We start from the raw sequence: 13,943 nt of genomic DNA, 5'->3' as shown, positions 1-13,943 counted from the left end.
CGGACACCGGGTGGTTCGACGGATTATTTTGCGAGTCCAAAACGACGCTCCAGGTATCGAACGAGTAGTGAGGCAGGGTAGCTCAACAGAAGGAAAAGGACACCGGCGATTGTGATCGGTTCGACGTACCGGAAAGCCAGCGAAGCCTCCTCCTCCGCGGCGCCCACGATGTCCAGCACACCGATGGCCAGCAGCAACGGCGTTTCCTTGAACATCGAAATGGTGTAGTTGCCGAGCGCGGGAAGCACCCTCGGAATGGCCTGCGGCAGGATCACCGCGGTCCAGGTCCGGTGAGTGGGCAGGCTCAGCGCGGTCGCGGCCTCCCACTGCCCCTTCGGGACGGCTTCGATGCCCGCGCGGTACACCTCGGCGGTGTAGGTCGCGTAGTGCAGCCCCAGCCCCAGCACACCGGTCACCATCGGAGACATGGTGACGCCCACCAGAGGCATCACGTAGAACAGGAAGAACAGCTGAACCAGCAGCGGTGTGCTCCGCACGAATTCCATGATCAGCCACACGGCCGTGCTCACCACGCGAACAGGCGAACGCCGCAGCAGCGCGAACACCAGCCCCAGCACGTAGGCAAGCAATGAGCCGAGCACGGTGGCCTGGAGAGTGATCAACAAGCCGTCGAGGATCGCGGGCAGCACCTCGAACGCGAAGTCCCAGTCCCAGCTGAAATTCATGCGACACCACCGCCCCTCGCGATCGCGGCCTCGCGCTTGGCAGGCATTCTGCCGACCTTCCTCGCAGCCCAGCGCTCCAGCAAGCGCATCAAGAATGTGATCACAATGGACAGTACGAGGTAGAAGAGCAGGAGGGTCGTGAAGATCAGTGCGACGTCACCGGTGAACGAGGGAACGAGGACGACCGTGGCCTGGTGCGTCATCTCGGGAACCGTGATGAACGTCAGCAGCGCGGTGCCCTTGAGCAACTGGATGAAGAGGTTGTTGAACGGCGGCACCATCTCGACCAGCGCCTGAGGCAGGATCACCCGCCGCATCCGCTGCGCGGGACTGAAGTTCAGCGCGATACAACCCTCGTGCTGCTCCTTCGGCACGGACTGCACGGCACCTCGCACGATCTCCGCACCGTACGCGCCGAAGTTCAGGCCGAGCACCAGAACTCCCGCCCAGAGCGGCAGAAGCTGGAATCCGGTCAGTACGGGAAGGACGAAGTAGAGCCAGAAGAGCTGCACGACCTCGGACGTGCCGCGCCAGACCTCGACGTACACGCGGGTGATGGCCCGGACAGCCGTGTACCGCGACAGCATCGCGAGACCTGCCACGAACGACAGCACCGTTGCCAGGATGATGCCGCCGACGGTCGCCTGGATCGTGACCAGGAGACCGTCGGCGATGACGGAGATGAAGTGGGGAGCGTTGTCGAACATATTCGATTACCTGGCCCCGGGCATCACTCGCCCGAGCACAGCTGTTCGGTGGTGACGTCCGCAGGCGGCAGATTGTCCTCTGTGAACCCGAACGGCCGCACGATCTCCAGCCACTGGCCGTTCTCGTGGAGCTTCCGCAACTCCTCGTTGAAGGCGTTCACCAGGTCTGTGTCGCCCTTGCGGAACACGAAACCGCCCGCCTGAAGCTGCTCCTCACCGTCCACGACCGGCACGAAACCGTCGGTCACCTCGAGCTTCGCGTTGGGGTTCTGCTCGAGCAACGCCCGCAACGAGATGTCGGTGAGCGCGCCCGCGTAGGCGCGATCGGCCTGGATCGCCTGAAGCATCTCAGCCTGGCCGCCGAAGGTCTGCACGTTGGTGATACCGAGAGACTCGGCGACCTGCTGCTCGATCGTTCCCGAAAGGACAGCGAGGTTGACGCCCTTCGCCTTGACGTCCTCGAAGTTGTTGATGCCCTCCGGATTGCCTTGCGGCACAAGGAAAGCCGTGTTCGTGACGTAGTCAACGGCCGAGAACTGTGCCTGCTGGCACCGCTCCGGCAGGATCGCCATCCCCGCGGCCACCATGTCGTACTGTCCCGCGTTCAGTCCGGGGATCAGTTGGCCGAATTCCACCTGGGTGGACTCGACATTGGGTACCCCGATGGCGTTGAACACAGCCTTGGCGACCTCGGGCGACTCACCCGTCACCTCGCCGTCCCTGGTGAACCCGTATGGAATCTCACCTGCGATACCGACCCGCACCGTGCCCGCGTCGCGAAGGCGCTGCAGCGTGTTCCCGCCGCCCTGGCTGCCCGTCTGTGGTGCTTCCGTACACGCCGCGAGCGTCGCGGTAACTCCGACCGCGAGCGCACCTTTCATGGCAGATCGTCGGGACAGAACCCGTCGTGCCCACTCACCCTGAGCCATGATCGCACCCCTTACCGATTGGGTCTGTTCGCCGACTCAGACGAACGGCCTTCTCCTACATGGTCACCGAACGTAGGTGTTTTGCACGATCGGGTCAAAACCGAGTTGACCCTCCGTTATCAGACCGAGATCAACACCACGGGGTGACGAAAGGGCGGATACGGCCCCCTCGGACCCCGCGTCAGCGACGGCGAATGACCATTTCGACTCGACTTCCCACTGCGCATATTCCCTGCACCGACCGTATGTCTGTACCCACGATTCGGCAGCTCAACGGTGTGACGGAGCGAATTTCCACCCGGAGCGGACCCATGCTCGCGACCCCGTCGGCGACGTCACACACGCTGCGTTCCACCACCGCAACACACCGCTTCCGGTTACGCTCGGACGACGTGACGTGGAGTACGTACGGCAGCTACCTGATCCTGGTCGTCCTCGTGGTGCTCGCCCCCGGCCCCGACACCGTCGTCACGCTGAAGAACTCGTTCGCGGGAGGCTTCCGGGGTGGCCTCGTCGCCTCGGCCGGCATCGCGGCAGGCAACCTCGTTCAGGGCACAGCGGTGGCGTTCGGCCTCGGCGCCCTCATCGTGCGGTCGCAACCGGTGTTCCAGACCCTCCGCTGGATCGGTGTGATCTACCTCTGCTATCTCGGCGTCCAAGCACTGAGATCGGCGCGCAGGGGCGAGTACGCGGCACTCGACGGGATCGCGGCGCGGTCCGGCGTGCTTCGCCGGTTCCGCGAGGGATTCCTCTCCAACGTCACGAACCCGAAGGTCTTGGCCCTCTACCTCTCGGTACTGCCGCAGTTCATCGATCCGGCCCACCACTCGACGGGTGACACGCTGCTGTTGGCCTACACCTTCGCGGTGCTCGGCGCGGTGTGGCTGCTCCTGCTGGTGGCGTTCGTGCACACGGTGCGGGTTTGGTTCCAGCGAAGGAGCGTGCGCCGGGGCCTCGATGTGGCCACCGGCACGACACTCATCGGATTCGGCGCGGCCCTCGCGATCAACGACTGACGCCGCTCACTCGGCGACGACGCGGTCGGGTTCGGCAGTGACGCGCTCGACCCGCGCGCCGAGACGATTGAGGTTCTCCACGAACGCGGGATAGCCGCGATCGATGTGGAACACGTCCCACACCTCCGTGACGCCCTCCGCGCAGAGACCCGCGAGCACAAGGCCGGCACCCGCGCGGATGTCGGAGGCCCACACCGGCGCGCTCGACAGCCGTTCCACACCACGGACGACGGCGTGGTGGCCATCGGTCCTCGCGTCGGCGCCGAGCCGCACCATCTCCTCGATGAACCGGAACCGCGCCTCGTAGACGTTCTCCGTGATCATCGAGGTGCCGTCGGACACCGCAGAGAGCGCGACGGCGAACGGTTGCAGGTCGGTGGCGAAGCCCGGATACGGCAACGTCACGAAGTCCACGGCCTTCGGCCGCCCGTCCTGCACGACGCGGAAACCCTTCCCGTCGTACGTGGTGACGTCGGCACCCGCCAGCCTCAGCTTGTCCAGCACCAGGTCGAGGTGGTGCGGGTCAACACCGGTCACCGTCACGTCGCCCTGGGTCATAGACGCGGCGAAAGCCCAGGTCGCCCCCACGATGCGGTCGCCGATCACGCGGTGCTCGGTGGGGTGCAGCGAATCCACGCCCTCCACGGTCAGCGTCGAAGTGCCAGCTCCCTCGATGCGCGCGCCCATCTCGGTGAGCATCGTGCACAGATCGATGATCTCGGGCTCCCTGGCGGCGTTGTCGATCACCGTGGTTCCCTCGGCCAGTACCGCCGCCATCAGGATGTTCTCCGTCGCGCCGACACTCGGGAAGTCCAGCCAGATCTGCGCGCCGTGCAGCCCGTCCGCCTCGGCAACCACGCAACCGTGCTCGATCGCGCTCGTCGCCCCCAGCTTGCGCAACCCGTTCTGGTGCATGTCCAGCGGCCGCGACCCGATGGCGTCCCCGCCCGGCAGCGCCACCACAGCGCGTTTCAGCCGCCCCACCAGAGGACCGAGTACGCACACGGACGCACGCAGCTTGCCCATCGCGGGAGAGTCGGCGCGGTGCGACAGCTCGGCAGGCGTGGTGATGCGCGTGACGTCGCCGTCCATCTCGACCTCGCAACCCACGCTGCGCAGGACGTCGGCCATCAACGGGACGTCGAGGATCTGCGGGCAGTTGCTGATCGTGGTGGTCCCCTCGGCGAGCAGGGCGGCCGCCATCAGCTTCAACACGCTGTTCTTGGCGCCGACAACCTCGACCTCGCCGACCAGACGCGCACCGCCGTACACGTCGAAGTGCTCGCTCATGGTGGCCCATCATGCCCGGCTCGGTCACGGCGTGTGCGCTGGGGCACGTTACCGATCAACCGGGTCACAAGATCGCTCATACTGAAACGTTCGGACACCTACGGACGATAAGTGGGCTCGGCCGGTGGCCGCACGTCGATGTGGCCAGTGCCTCCGGGCAGCCCCTGGCCGTAGACTGCCGCCATGCCCGTACGGATCAACCGCGTCTACACCCGGGTCGGCGACAACGGAACCACGGCACTCGGCGACGGAACCCGCGTTCCCAAGACCGATCCGCGCCTCGGCGCGTACGCCGACGTGGACGAAACGAACTCGGTGGTCGGCGTCGCGATCGCGCTGGGCTCGCTGCCCGAGGAGATCAACCGGGTGCTCCGGCACGTGCAGAACGAGCTTTTCGACGTCGGCGCCGACCTGAGCACCCCGGTGATCGACAATCCCCCTTATCCGCCGCTGCGCGTCACCAAGGAATACGTCGAACGCCTTGAGCACTGGTGTGACGAGTTCAACGAGCGGGTCGGCAAGCTGACGTCGTTCATCCTCCCCGGTGGTACTCCGGGGGCGGCGCTGCTGCACCAGGCGCGGACGGTGGCCCGCAGGGCCGAGCGGTCGGCGTGGGCACTCGTCGAAGCCGACCCGGACGGCACGAACGCGATCGCCGTGACCTACCTCAACCGGCTCTCGGATCTGCTTTTCATCCTCGCCAGGGTGGCCAACCCCGGCGGAGACGTGTTGTGGAAGCCCGGGGGCGACCGCTGAGGCCGGAAGGCGCGAACCTGGAGTGTCGGAAAGTCTGCCGACGGCCGGTGGCCGGGAAAGACCTGCCGATGTGGGTACGGAAAAGTGCGGACACTCGTGCCACAAGTGCCAACGCATGTACGAGAAGTGCGGACACGCGGGGCTGAGTCAGCCCGCTCTCGGAAGGCGGCGGCCTGGAGGGGCCGATTCGAGCCAGGATAGAAAACCTGTCAGCGCCCCGGGGCCCATGGCGATCTCAATGGCCTCGTCATCGCCTGGACGGCATCGCAGCACGCGCGAGTCTGCCGGAACGGCGTACGACTCGGTGCCGACCGGATCACGGCGACCGACGATCTCCAGCGTGTCCCTGCGGAAAACGCGACTAGGGCCGACCCGCAGACTCCACACGCGATACCAGACGAATTCCTCACCCTGGTACCTACCGACACCGAGGTGCCAGCCCGACCGTTCGCGGTCCGGCTGCCACCGCAGAGCCACGCTCACGCCGCCGTGACGGCGCATGACCACCCACCGCAGCGCGTAGCACAACGCAAGGACGAGCAGAACGAGCAGGAGCGCCAGGACCAGCGTCGCGATGTCCATGGTCGGCTCCCGCTCGTAGTCCGGTCAGACCGACTGACCGGCCGCCCGGAGCCGGGCCGCAGCCCTCGCACGCTCCGTCGCGTCCTCCTTGGACAACGCGCGGCGCGCTCGCTCCACGTCGATCTCACCACCGAGTTCGGCCGATTCCGCGAGAACGCTGACGGCGCTGCCCGTCACCGAAAGGAAACCGCCGTGTACGGCCGCGGTCACGGTCTCGTCGTCCGTGGTGGTCACCTTGACGATGCCGCCCTCGACGAGCTGTCCCAGCACCGGCTCGTGGCCGGGGAGGATACCGATCTCGCCTTCGGTGGTCTGCGCGGCGACGAACTTGGCCGTACCCGACCACAGGCGGCGTTCGACGGCCACCAGCTCGACGGACATCTCAGCCACGTAGCTCTCCTTCATGCCTCACGCGCGTTCCGCCCAGTGTAGCCGGGCCCGCCGACGTGCTGACACACACCGGCGATACACGAACGACGGGGCCACATCCACAGTGGACGCCACCCCGTCGCTCACGGAACTCACTTGCCGGTGATTTCCTTGTACTTCTTCTCAAGGTCGTCGAGGCCACCGATACCCAAGAACGCCTGCTCCGGGTAGTGGTCGAAGTCGCCCTTGCTGATCTTGTCGAACGCCTCGACGGTCTCGGCCAGCGGCACCGTCGAGCCGGGCATACCGGTGAAGGTCTCCGCCACCAGCATGTTCTGCGAAAGGAACCGCTCGATACGGCGGGCCCTGTTCACCGTGAGCTTGTCCTCTTCCGACAACTCGTCCATACCGAGGATGGCGATGATGTCCTGCAGTTCCTTGTACTTCTGCAGGATACGGATGACCTCGGAGGCGACCCGGTAGTGCTCCTCGCCGACGATCGCGGGGTCAAGGATCGTCGAGGTGGAGGCCAGCGGGTCCACCGCGGGGAAGATGCCCTTCTGGAACACCGAACGCGACAGCTCGGTCGTGGCGTCCAGGTGGGCGAACGTCGTGGCCGGAGCGGGGTCGGTGTAGTCGTCGGCAGGCACGTAGATCGCCTGCATCGACGTGATCGACCGGCCACGGGTCGAGGTGATGCGCTCCTGGAGCACACCCATCTCGTCGGCCAGCGTCGGCTGGTAACCCACCGCCGACGGCATCCGGCCCAGCAGGGTGGACACCTCGGAACCGGCCTGGGTGAACCGGAAGATGTTGTCGATGAACAGCAGCACGTCCTGGTTCTGCACGTCGCGGAAGTACTCCGCCATCGTCAGAGCGGACAGCGCCACCCGCATACGGGTGCCCGGCGGCTCGTCCATCTGCCCGAAGACGAGCGCGGTGTCGTTGATGACGCCGTCCTCGCTCATCTCCAGAAAGAGGTCCGTGCCCTCACGGGTCCGCTCGCCGACACCGGCGAACACCGACGTACCACCGAAGTTCTTGGCGACACGGGTGATCATCTCCTTGATGAGCACCGTCTTGCCGACGCCGGCACCACCGAACAGACCGATCTTGCCACCCTGCACGTACGGGGTGAGCAGGTCGATCACCTTCAGGCCGGTCTCCAGCATCTGGGTCCTGCCCTCGAGCTGGTCGAACGCCGGAGGCTTCCGGTGGATGCTCCACCGCTCCAGGTCCTCGCCGTAGCCGGGCTCGTCGAGGCACTCACCGAGGGCGTTGTAGACGTGGCCCTTGACCTTGTCACCCACCGGCACCGAGATCGGCGCGCCGGTGTCGGTGACCTCCGCACCACGCACCAGGCCGTCCTGCGGCTGGAGCGAGATGGTGCGCACGAGGTTGTCGCCGAGGTGCTGCGCCACCTCCAGGGTGACGGTCTTACGGAGTTCGGCGAACTCGATCTCGACCTTGAGGGCGTTGTTCAGCTCCGGCACCGCGCCACGGGGGAACTCGACATCGACGACCGGCCCTGTCACGGAGACGATCCGCCCCTTGGCCGCAGTTGCTGTGTCTTGCACGGCAGTCATGGCTTACACATCACTTCCTGTGGCGGCGAGCGCGTCCGCCCCACCGACGATTTCGCTGATCTCCTGGGTGATCTGGGCCTGGCGGGCCTGGTTCGCCAGCCGGGTGTACGTCTCGACCAGCTCGCTGGCGTTGTCCGACGCCGACTTCATGGCGTTGCGCTGAGCCGCCAGTTCGGATGCCGCCGACTCCAGCAACGCCGCGTAGATGCGGGTGTTGATGTACTTCGGCAGCAGAGCACCCAGCAGCTGCTCGGCGCTCGGCTCGAACTCGTACGCGGGCGGGATGCCCCCCGGCTCCTCGGTGTACTCCACCTCGAGCGGCGCGATGCGGCGAGCGACCGGGGTCTGCGTCAGCATCGACCGGAACTCCGTGTAGACGATGTGCAGTTCGTCCACACCAAGCACACCGTCCGCTCCCGCATCGGTGCCCTGGTCGTCCGCGCCGGCGAGGAAAGCGTTCACCAGGGTCTCGCCGACCTCGGCGGCGTTCTCGTAGTGCGGCTGCTGCGAGAACCCGGTCCAGTTGGCCGCGATCTCCCTGTTGCGGAACCGGTAGTAGTTCACGCCCTTGCCGCCGATCACGTACAGCTGCGGGTTCTTGCCCTGCTCACGGAGCAGGGCAAGCAGTTCCTCGGCCGCACGCAGGGCGTTGGCGTTGTAAGCACCGCACAGACCCTTGTCACTGGTGACCACGAGAACGGCCACCCGTGAGGGGTTCGGGCGCTGCACGAGCAGCGGGTGGTCGAGGTTCGTGCTGGCCGTCGCCAGCGCGGAGAGCACGTTCGTGATCTCCGCGGCGTACGGCCGGGAAGCCTGGACCCGTGCCTGTGCCTTGCTGATGCGGGAGGTGGCGATGAGCTCCATCGCCTTGGTGATCTTCCCGATCGACTTGGTTGCCCGGACCTTCTGCCGGAGCTCGCGAAGCTGAGCGGCCATACCCGCGCCCTACTTCTTCGTCTCGGGACGGCGCACCTTCACGGACTCCTGTCCCACCTTCTCGGCGTCCATGGGCTCGACGACCTCGTCACCGACAAGCGACCGGCCCTCGGAGGTGGTGAAGCCCTTCTTGAACTCGGCCACCACCGACACGACGCGCTCAGCAAGCTCGTCGGTCCACTTGCCGTTGTCGCGGATCTCGGAGAGAACGTCGTCGTGCTTGTGCCGGATGTGCTCCAGCAGCTCGCTGTTGAACCGAGCCGTGTCGTCGATCGGCACGTCGTCGAAGTGACCGTTCGTGCCGAGGAAGACCGTGATGACCTGCTGTTCGACCGGAACCGGCGAGTACTGCGGCTGCTTGAGCAGCTCGTAGAGCCGGGCACCGCGGTCGAGTTGGGCCTTCGAGGTGGCGTCGAGGTCGGACGCAAAGGCGGCGAACGCCTTCAGCTCCTCGTACTGCGACAGGTCGATCCGCAGCGAACCGGACACCGTCTTCATGGCCTTGATCTGCGCGTCACCGCCGACTCGCGACACCGAGGTGGTCACGTCAACGGCGGGGCGCTGACCCGAGTTGAACAGGTCGGACTGGAAGAAGCACTGCCCGTCGGTGATCGAGATGACGTTGGTGGGAATGTAGGCCGAGATGTCGTTGGCCTTCGTCTCGATGACCGGAAGGCCGGTGAGCGAACCGCCACCCAGCTCGTCCGACAGCTTCGCGCACCTCTCCAGGAGACGGGAGTGCAAGTAGAAGACGTCACCGGGGAACGCCTCGCGGCCCGGCGGACGACGAAGCAGCAGCGAGATCGCGCGGTACGCCTCGGCCTGCTTGGTGAGGTCGTCGAACACGATCAGAACGTGCTTGCCCTGGTACATCCAGTGCTGGCCGAGCGCCGAGCCCGAGTACGGCGCGAGCCACTTGAAGCCTGCCGCGTCGGAAGCGGGAGCCGCGACAATGGTCGTGTACTCCATCGCGCCCGCGTCCTCGAGCGACTTGCGCACCGAGGCGATCGTGGAACCCTTCTGGCCCACGGCGACGTAGATGCAGCGGACCTGCTTCTTCGGGTCGCCGCTCTCCCAGTTGGCCTTCTGGTTGATGATCGTGTCAACGCAGACCGCGGTCTTGCCCGTCTTGCGGTCACCGATGATCAGCTGACGCTGACCACGGCCGATGGGCGTCATCGAGTCGATGGCCGTGATACCGGTCTGCAGCGGCTCGCCGACCGGCTGCCGCTCCACCACAGAGGCGGCCTGGAGCTCCAGCGCACGCCGCTCCGTCGATTCGATGTCACCCAGACCGTCGATCGGCTTGCCGAGCGGGTCGATGACCCTGCCGAGGAAGTTGTCGCCGACCGGGATGGAGAGGATCTGGCCGGTGCGCTTGACCTCCTGGCCCTCTTCGATCGAATCGAAGTCGCCGAGGATCACGACACCGATCTGGCGCGGGTCGAGGTTCTGCGCGACGCCGAGGATGCCGCCGGGGAACTCCAGCAGCTCGTTCGCCATGGTGCCGGGCAGGCCCTCAACGTGGGCGACACCGTCGCCGGTATCGACGACGACGCCGACCTCTTCCCGGCTCACGTCCGGGGAATAACTCGAGACGTAGTTCTCGATCGCGTTGGCGATCTCATCCGAGGAGATCGTCAGCTCCGCCATGTCGTTCCCGCTCTCACTTCGTTCTTGCCAGTGTGCAAAGTATGTGTCATGTCGCCGGACGTTCACCCGGCCAGTTGCCTGCGCAAGGCTTCCAGCCTTCCGGCGGCACTGCCGTCGATCACCTCGTCGCCGACCCGGACCACCAGGCCTGCGCCGAGCGAACGGTCGAGAGCCACGTGCAACGCGATCGGCCTCTCGAACAGTCGTTCCAGCTGCCCTGCGAGGCGGTCGCGCTGCTCGTCCGTCAGCTCCGTCGCGCTGGTGACGCGGGCAACTGCCCTGTCGCTACGACCGGCGGCCAGCTCGACCAGCCTGTCCACACCGTGAGCGACACTGCGGCCACGCGGGCGAACCACGGCCTGTTCGATCAGCACCTTCGTGATCGGATCGACCTTGTCCGCCACGAGCTGGCGGGCGAGGCCGCGCTTGGCCTCGGTGGGCGCCGTCCTGTCGGACAGCGCACCCTCCAACTCGGGCGTGCTCTCCAGGATACGAGCGAACTGAAACAATTCGTCTTCGACGGCGTCCAGTTTGCCCGCTTTCTCCGCACCGGCGAGCAGAGCGGAGAAACCGAGGTGTTCGAGGCCGTCCACCAGCTCGCGCGGGTTCGACCACCGTTCGCCCACCACGGCTTCCAGCACCGACAGCGCGGGGGCCGAGAGCTTGTCCCGCAGCAGGGTGGCGACCAGCTGCTTGCGGGCCTCGGGGTCCGACGAACCGTCCGACACGGCCCGCCGTAGCCCGATCTCCCTGGTGAGCAGATCCACCACGGAGAGCAGCTCTTCCCCGACGGCGGACGGATCGGCGCCCGCGTCGCCGAGTACTCCGTCGAGACGGGTCTCGGCGAAGCTCAGAGCCTCGCGGCTCGCAGCATGCAGCGTCATCTAGGCCCTACTTCCTTGCTCCGGCCGCACCAGCCGCACCACTGACAGAGCCACTGGCTTCGAGTTCGCTCAGGAACCGGTCAACGGTGCCTCGGCGCCGCGCCTCGTCCTCGAGCGACTCGCCCACGATCCGCCCAGCGAGCAGGACGGCGTTGCGTCCGAGATCGTCTCGAAGCTCGGCCACCAGCTGAGCCCTCTGGGCCTGCAACTGTGCCTCGCCCTGCGCGACGATGCGCCGCGCCTCCTCCTCGGCCTGCGCCCGCAGCTCTTCCTTGATCTGCTCGGCCTCGGCCCGTGCGTCATCACGGATCTTGGCGGCCTCGCTACGAGCCTCGGCAAGCTGCGCCTTGTACTGCGCCAGCGCCTGCTCGGCCTCGGCCTGAGCCTTCTCGGCCTTCTCGATACCGCCCTCGATCTTCGCTGCTCGCTCCTCGTACAGCTTCTCGAAGCGCGGTTTGACGAACTTCGTGATGACGAACAGCAGGAGGAGGAAAGCGACAAGACCGATGATGATCTCGGAGGTGTGCGGAAGAACCGGGTTGTACTCTTCCTGCGCCAGAATCATCGCCGTCTCCACTTCGTCTGGTTATTCAAACAGTCGGTGGAGGAGCGTCAGCCCGCGAGGAAGAAGAGCACGAACCCGAGCAGTGCGAGCACCTCGACCAGGGCGAACGTCGTGAAGCCGATGTTCATCAGCTTGCCCTGCGCCTCGGGCTGGCGGGCGGTGCCGCTGATGACCGACGAGAAGATCATGGCCACACCGATACCGGAACCGATAGCGCCGAGGCCGTAGCCGATGACGGCGAGACCGGCGTTGATGTCGGTCGCGGCGGCCTGCTGGGCAAGAAGCATGGAGCTCACGTGATTTCCCTTTCCAACTTCGTCCGTGTTCGGTTAACGGAGGTTTTGCCTTGGGGTTGAACGGACGTCACCTTCGCGTGGCCCGTCCGCCGGTCTTTTCCGGGTCGCTCAGTGCTCTTCGGCCAGAGCGGCCCCGATGTAGTTGGCCGACAACAACGCGAAGATGAACGCCTGGATCACCATGATGAGCGCCTCGATGAATGTGATCGCCACGGCACCCGCGAACGACAACGCGGAAATCGCCTTGAGCACGCCCTCGCCGTGCAACAGCAGGTACTCGGCCGAGATCCCGAACAGCATGATCAGCAAGTGACCCGCGAACATCGCCGCGAAGACTCGGATGGCGAGCGTGATCGGGTTCATCACGAACTTCGTGAAGAACTCGATCGGCGTCAGCAGGACGTACACCCACTTCGGTGCGCCCGGCGGGAAGAGCTGGTTCTTGAGGTACCTGCCGAGGCCGTGCTTCCGGATGCCCGCGTAGTGGTACACGGGGTAGACCACCAGCACCGAAAGGGCGAGCGGGAACCCGATGTGGGACATCGTCGGGAACTGGAGGATCGGCACGAGCCCGAACAGGTTGTTCACCAGGATGAAGGTGAACAGGCTCAGCACCAGCGGCACGAAACGGAGGAAGTCGGCCGCACCGATCTGTTCACGGGCGATGTTGTTGCGCCCGAAGTCGTAGATCGATTCGACAAGGAACTGCCCCTTGCCGGGAACGACGCTCATCTTCCTTGTTGTCATCAGGAAGAAGGCCACGATGATGACGACCGAGAGCACGGCAAGCAGCATGGGTTTCGTGACCCAGCCGAAGATTGCCGGCAGATCGAAGGATTCTGCCGTCGGCGGTGTGAATTCGTCACCTGCGGCTAGTACCAGCGCGCCCAACTGGGCTCCTTCCGGTTCTCCCGGCCGGCGTTCACTCCGCCGGGGGAATCGTCACAAACCTGGACTTAACGTACCGGATACAGTTCCGGCACCGTGCAGGGCATCCCCGAACGGGGATGTGACCTTGCCGCGGACGATACCAGGGGCATCACAGCCAAGCCGTACGGGCGTACTTCTACCCTGCCGGACGCAGGAGATCGGGTCTAGGCGTCCGTATCGATCTCGGCCGAACGGGGCACGACGAGAGTAGGTGTCTTCGTCGTCCGGAACGCCACGATGTCCGCAGCCGCCCACGCCACAACGGTGACCAGCATCCCGAAGGCCAGCGCGGGCCTGCTGAACCCGTCAACGTCGCGCAGCAGCAGCATGACCACCAGCAATACCGACATCTTCGCGGCGTAGCCACCGAGGGCCACGGCCATGAGCGCGCTCGGCGGCCTGGTGGCCGCCATCCGCATCATCGTGATCGTCACCAGTGAGGAGCCGAACCCGAGCACAGCCCCGAAGGCGGCACCGACCAGGCCGACCTGTCCTGCCAGGACCGTCGCGACACCGATGGTGACCAGTACGGGCGGTAGTGAGAGGCGCAGTCCCCACCGCAGCATCGCGTCGGCGAGCTGGTACACCGACCGCGCGTGGGCGGCGCGAACCTCGGCCTGCGCCGAGTCCCGAGCGGAGTCCCGCGTGGAGCTTCCGGCTTCTGCGGCGCCGGACAGGTGATCGGCTGCCGTGGAGGCGTCCGCGCCACCGTCCATCGCGTTCATTCGCCTTGCTCCTCCAACTGCTCGACCTACCGC

General features: G+C 65.9%; 16 protein-coding genes. 2 read left to right on the top strand and 14 right to left on the bottom strand.

All coding sequences use genetic code 11. The features are described 5' to 3' along the window. Positions 1 to 23: 23 nt before the first annotated feature. From ehuD to ehuB, 3 genes are read right to left on the bottom strand one after another with little or no spacing between them, the layout of a single operon-like run. A complete protein-coding gene (ehuD, locus tag SACXIDRAFT_RS15695; protein WP_006239576.1) occupies positions 24 to 686 on the bottom strand; it encodes an ectoine/hydroxyectoine ABC transporter permease subunit EhuD in 663 nt (220 codons plus the stop codon). Further along, entirely contained in the window at positions 683 to 1,393 is a 711-nt protein-coding gene (gene ehuC, locus SACXIDRAFT_RS15690) for an ectoine/hydroxyectoine ABC transporter permease subunit EhuC (RefSeq protein WP_006239575.1), read from the bottom strand. Before ehuC ends, ehuD begins: the two co-directional genes overlap by 4 nt. Before the next feature lie 23 nt (positions 1,394 to 1,416). Further along, a complete protein-coding gene (gene ehuB, locus SACXIDRAFT_RS15685) occupies positions 1,417 to 2,274 on the bottom strand; it encodes an ectoine/hydroxyectoine ABC transporter substrate-binding protein EhuB (protein ID WP_006239574.1) in 858 nt (285 codons plus the stop codon). A gap of 440 nt (positions 2,275 to 2,714) precedes the next feature. Between ehuB and SACXIDRAFT_RS15680 the strand changes: the two genes are divergently transcribed. Further along, positions 2,715 to 3,338, top strand: coding sequence for a LysE family translocator (locus SACXIDRAFT_RS15680; RefSeq protein WP_040922705.1), 624 nt, complete (start codon positions 2,715 to 2,717; stop codon positions 3,336 to 3,338). Positions 3,339 to 3,344: 6 nt separating this feature from the next. Here the strand turns inward: SACXIDRAFT_RS15680 and murA are convergent, their stop codons facing one another. Beyond that, a complete protein-coding gene (murA, locus tag SACXIDRAFT_RS15675; RefSeq protein ID WP_006239572.1) occupies positions 3,345 to 4,628 on the bottom strand; it encodes a UDP-N-acetylglucosamine 1-carboxyvinyltransferase in 1,284 nt (427 codons plus the stop codon). Positions 4,629 to 4,811: 183 nt separating this feature from the next. On the opposite strand from murA, the gene SACXIDRAFT_RS15670 reads away from it, so the two are divergent. Beyond that, on the top strand, positions 4,812 to 5,384 hold the full coding sequence (locus SACXIDRAFT_RS15670; RefSeq protein ID WP_006239571.1) for a cob(I)yrinic acid a,c-diamide adenosyltransferase: 573 nt from the start codon (positions 4,812 to 4,814) through the stop codon (positions 5,382 to 5,384). A gap of 147 nt (positions 5,385 to 5,531) precedes the next feature. Here the strand turns inward: SACXIDRAFT_RS15670 and SACXIDRAFT_RS15665 are convergent, their stop codons facing one another. The 10 genes from SACXIDRAFT_RS15665 to SACXIDRAFT_RS15620 form a co-directional block, all read right to left on the bottom strand. Beyond that, positions 5,532 to 5,966 carry a DUF2550 domain-containing protein gene (locus SACXIDRAFT_RS15665; protein ID WP_006239570.1) on the bottom strand — a complete coding sequence of 145 codons (435 nt, stop codon included), beginning with the start codon at positions 5,964 to 5,966 and terminating at the stop codon, positions 5,532 to 5,534. A 24-nt stretch (positions 5,967 to 5,990) separates the two neighbouring features. Further along, the gene (locus SACXIDRAFT_RS15660; RefSeq protein ID WP_006239569.1) at positions 5,991 to 6,356 is read right to left on the bottom strand and encodes a F0F1 ATP synthase subunit epsilon; all 366 of its coding nucleotides are present in this window, start codon (positions 6,354 to 6,356) and stop codon (positions 5,991 to 5,993) included. Between the two features lie 131 nt (positions 6,357 to 6,487). Beyond that, positions 6,488 to 7,921 (bottom strand): F0F1 ATP synthase subunit beta, encoded by a 1,434-nt coding sequence (gene atpD / locus SACXIDRAFT_RS15655; RefSeq protein ID WP_006239568.1) that lies wholly within the window; start codon positions 7,919 to 7,921, stop codon positions 6,488 to 6,490. 3 nt (positions 7,922 to 7,924) lie between these two features. Continuing rightward, entirely contained in the window at positions 7,925 to 8,857 is a 933-nt protein-coding gene (locus tag SACXIDRAFT_RS15650; RefSeq protein ID WP_006239567.1) for a F0F1 ATP synthase subunit gamma, read from the bottom strand. Positions 8,858 to 8,866: 9 nt separating this feature from the next. Then, entirely contained in the window at positions 8,867 to 10,510 is a 1,644-nt protein-coding gene (gene atpA / locus SACXIDRAFT_RS15645) for a F0F1 ATP synthase subunit alpha (RefSeq protein WP_006239565.1), read from the bottom strand. Between the two features lie 62 nt (positions 10,511 to 10,572). Beyond that, a complete protein-coding gene (locus tag SACXIDRAFT_RS15640; RefSeq protein ID WP_006239564.1) occupies positions 10,573 to 11,394 on the bottom strand; it encodes a F0F1 ATP synthase subunit delta in 822 nt (273 codons plus the stop codon). Between the two features lie 7 nt (positions 11,395 to 11,401). Then, a complete protein-coding gene (locus tag SACXIDRAFT_RS15635) occupies positions 11,402 to 11,959 on the bottom strand; it encodes a F0F1 ATP synthase subunit B (RefSeq protein ID WP_006239563.1) in 558 nt (185 codons plus the stop codon). A gap of 47 nt (positions 11,960 to 12,006) precedes the next feature. Continuing rightward, positions 12,007 to 12,246: an ATP synthase subunit C-like protein gene (locus SACXIDRAFT_RS15630; protein ID WP_006239562.1), complete on the bottom strand. Its 240-nt coding sequence runs from the start codon at positions 12,244 to 12,246 to the stop codon at positions 12,007 to 12,009. 117 nt (positions 12,247 to 12,363) lie between these two features. Continuing rightward, the gene (gene atpB / locus SACXIDRAFT_RS15625; RefSeq protein ID WP_006239561.1) at positions 12,364 to 13,146 is read right to left on the bottom strand and encodes a F0F1 ATP synthase subunit A; all 783 of its coding nucleotides are present in this window, start codon (positions 13,144 to 13,146) and stop codon (positions 12,364 to 12,366) included. 203 nt (positions 13,147 to 13,349) lie between these two features. Beyond that, positions 13,350 to 13,910 carry a Cg1360 family ATP-synthase-associated protein gene (locus SACXIDRAFT_RS15620; protein WP_006239560.1) on the bottom strand — a complete coding sequence of 187 codons (561 nt, stop codon included), beginning with the start codon at positions 13,908 to 13,910 and terminating at the stop codon, positions 13,350 to 13,352. Positions 13,911 to 13,943 lie beyond the last annotated feature (33 nt).

It is taken from the genome of Saccharomonospora xinjiangensis XJ-54, assembly GCF_000258175.1.
GTDB lineage: Bacteria > Actinomycetota > Actinomycetes > Mycobacteriales > Pseudonocardiaceae > Saccharomonospora > Saccharomonospora xinjiangensis.
Note: the sequence above shows the minus strand (reverse complement) of the source record. Positions and strands in the feature narration are given on the sequence as shown.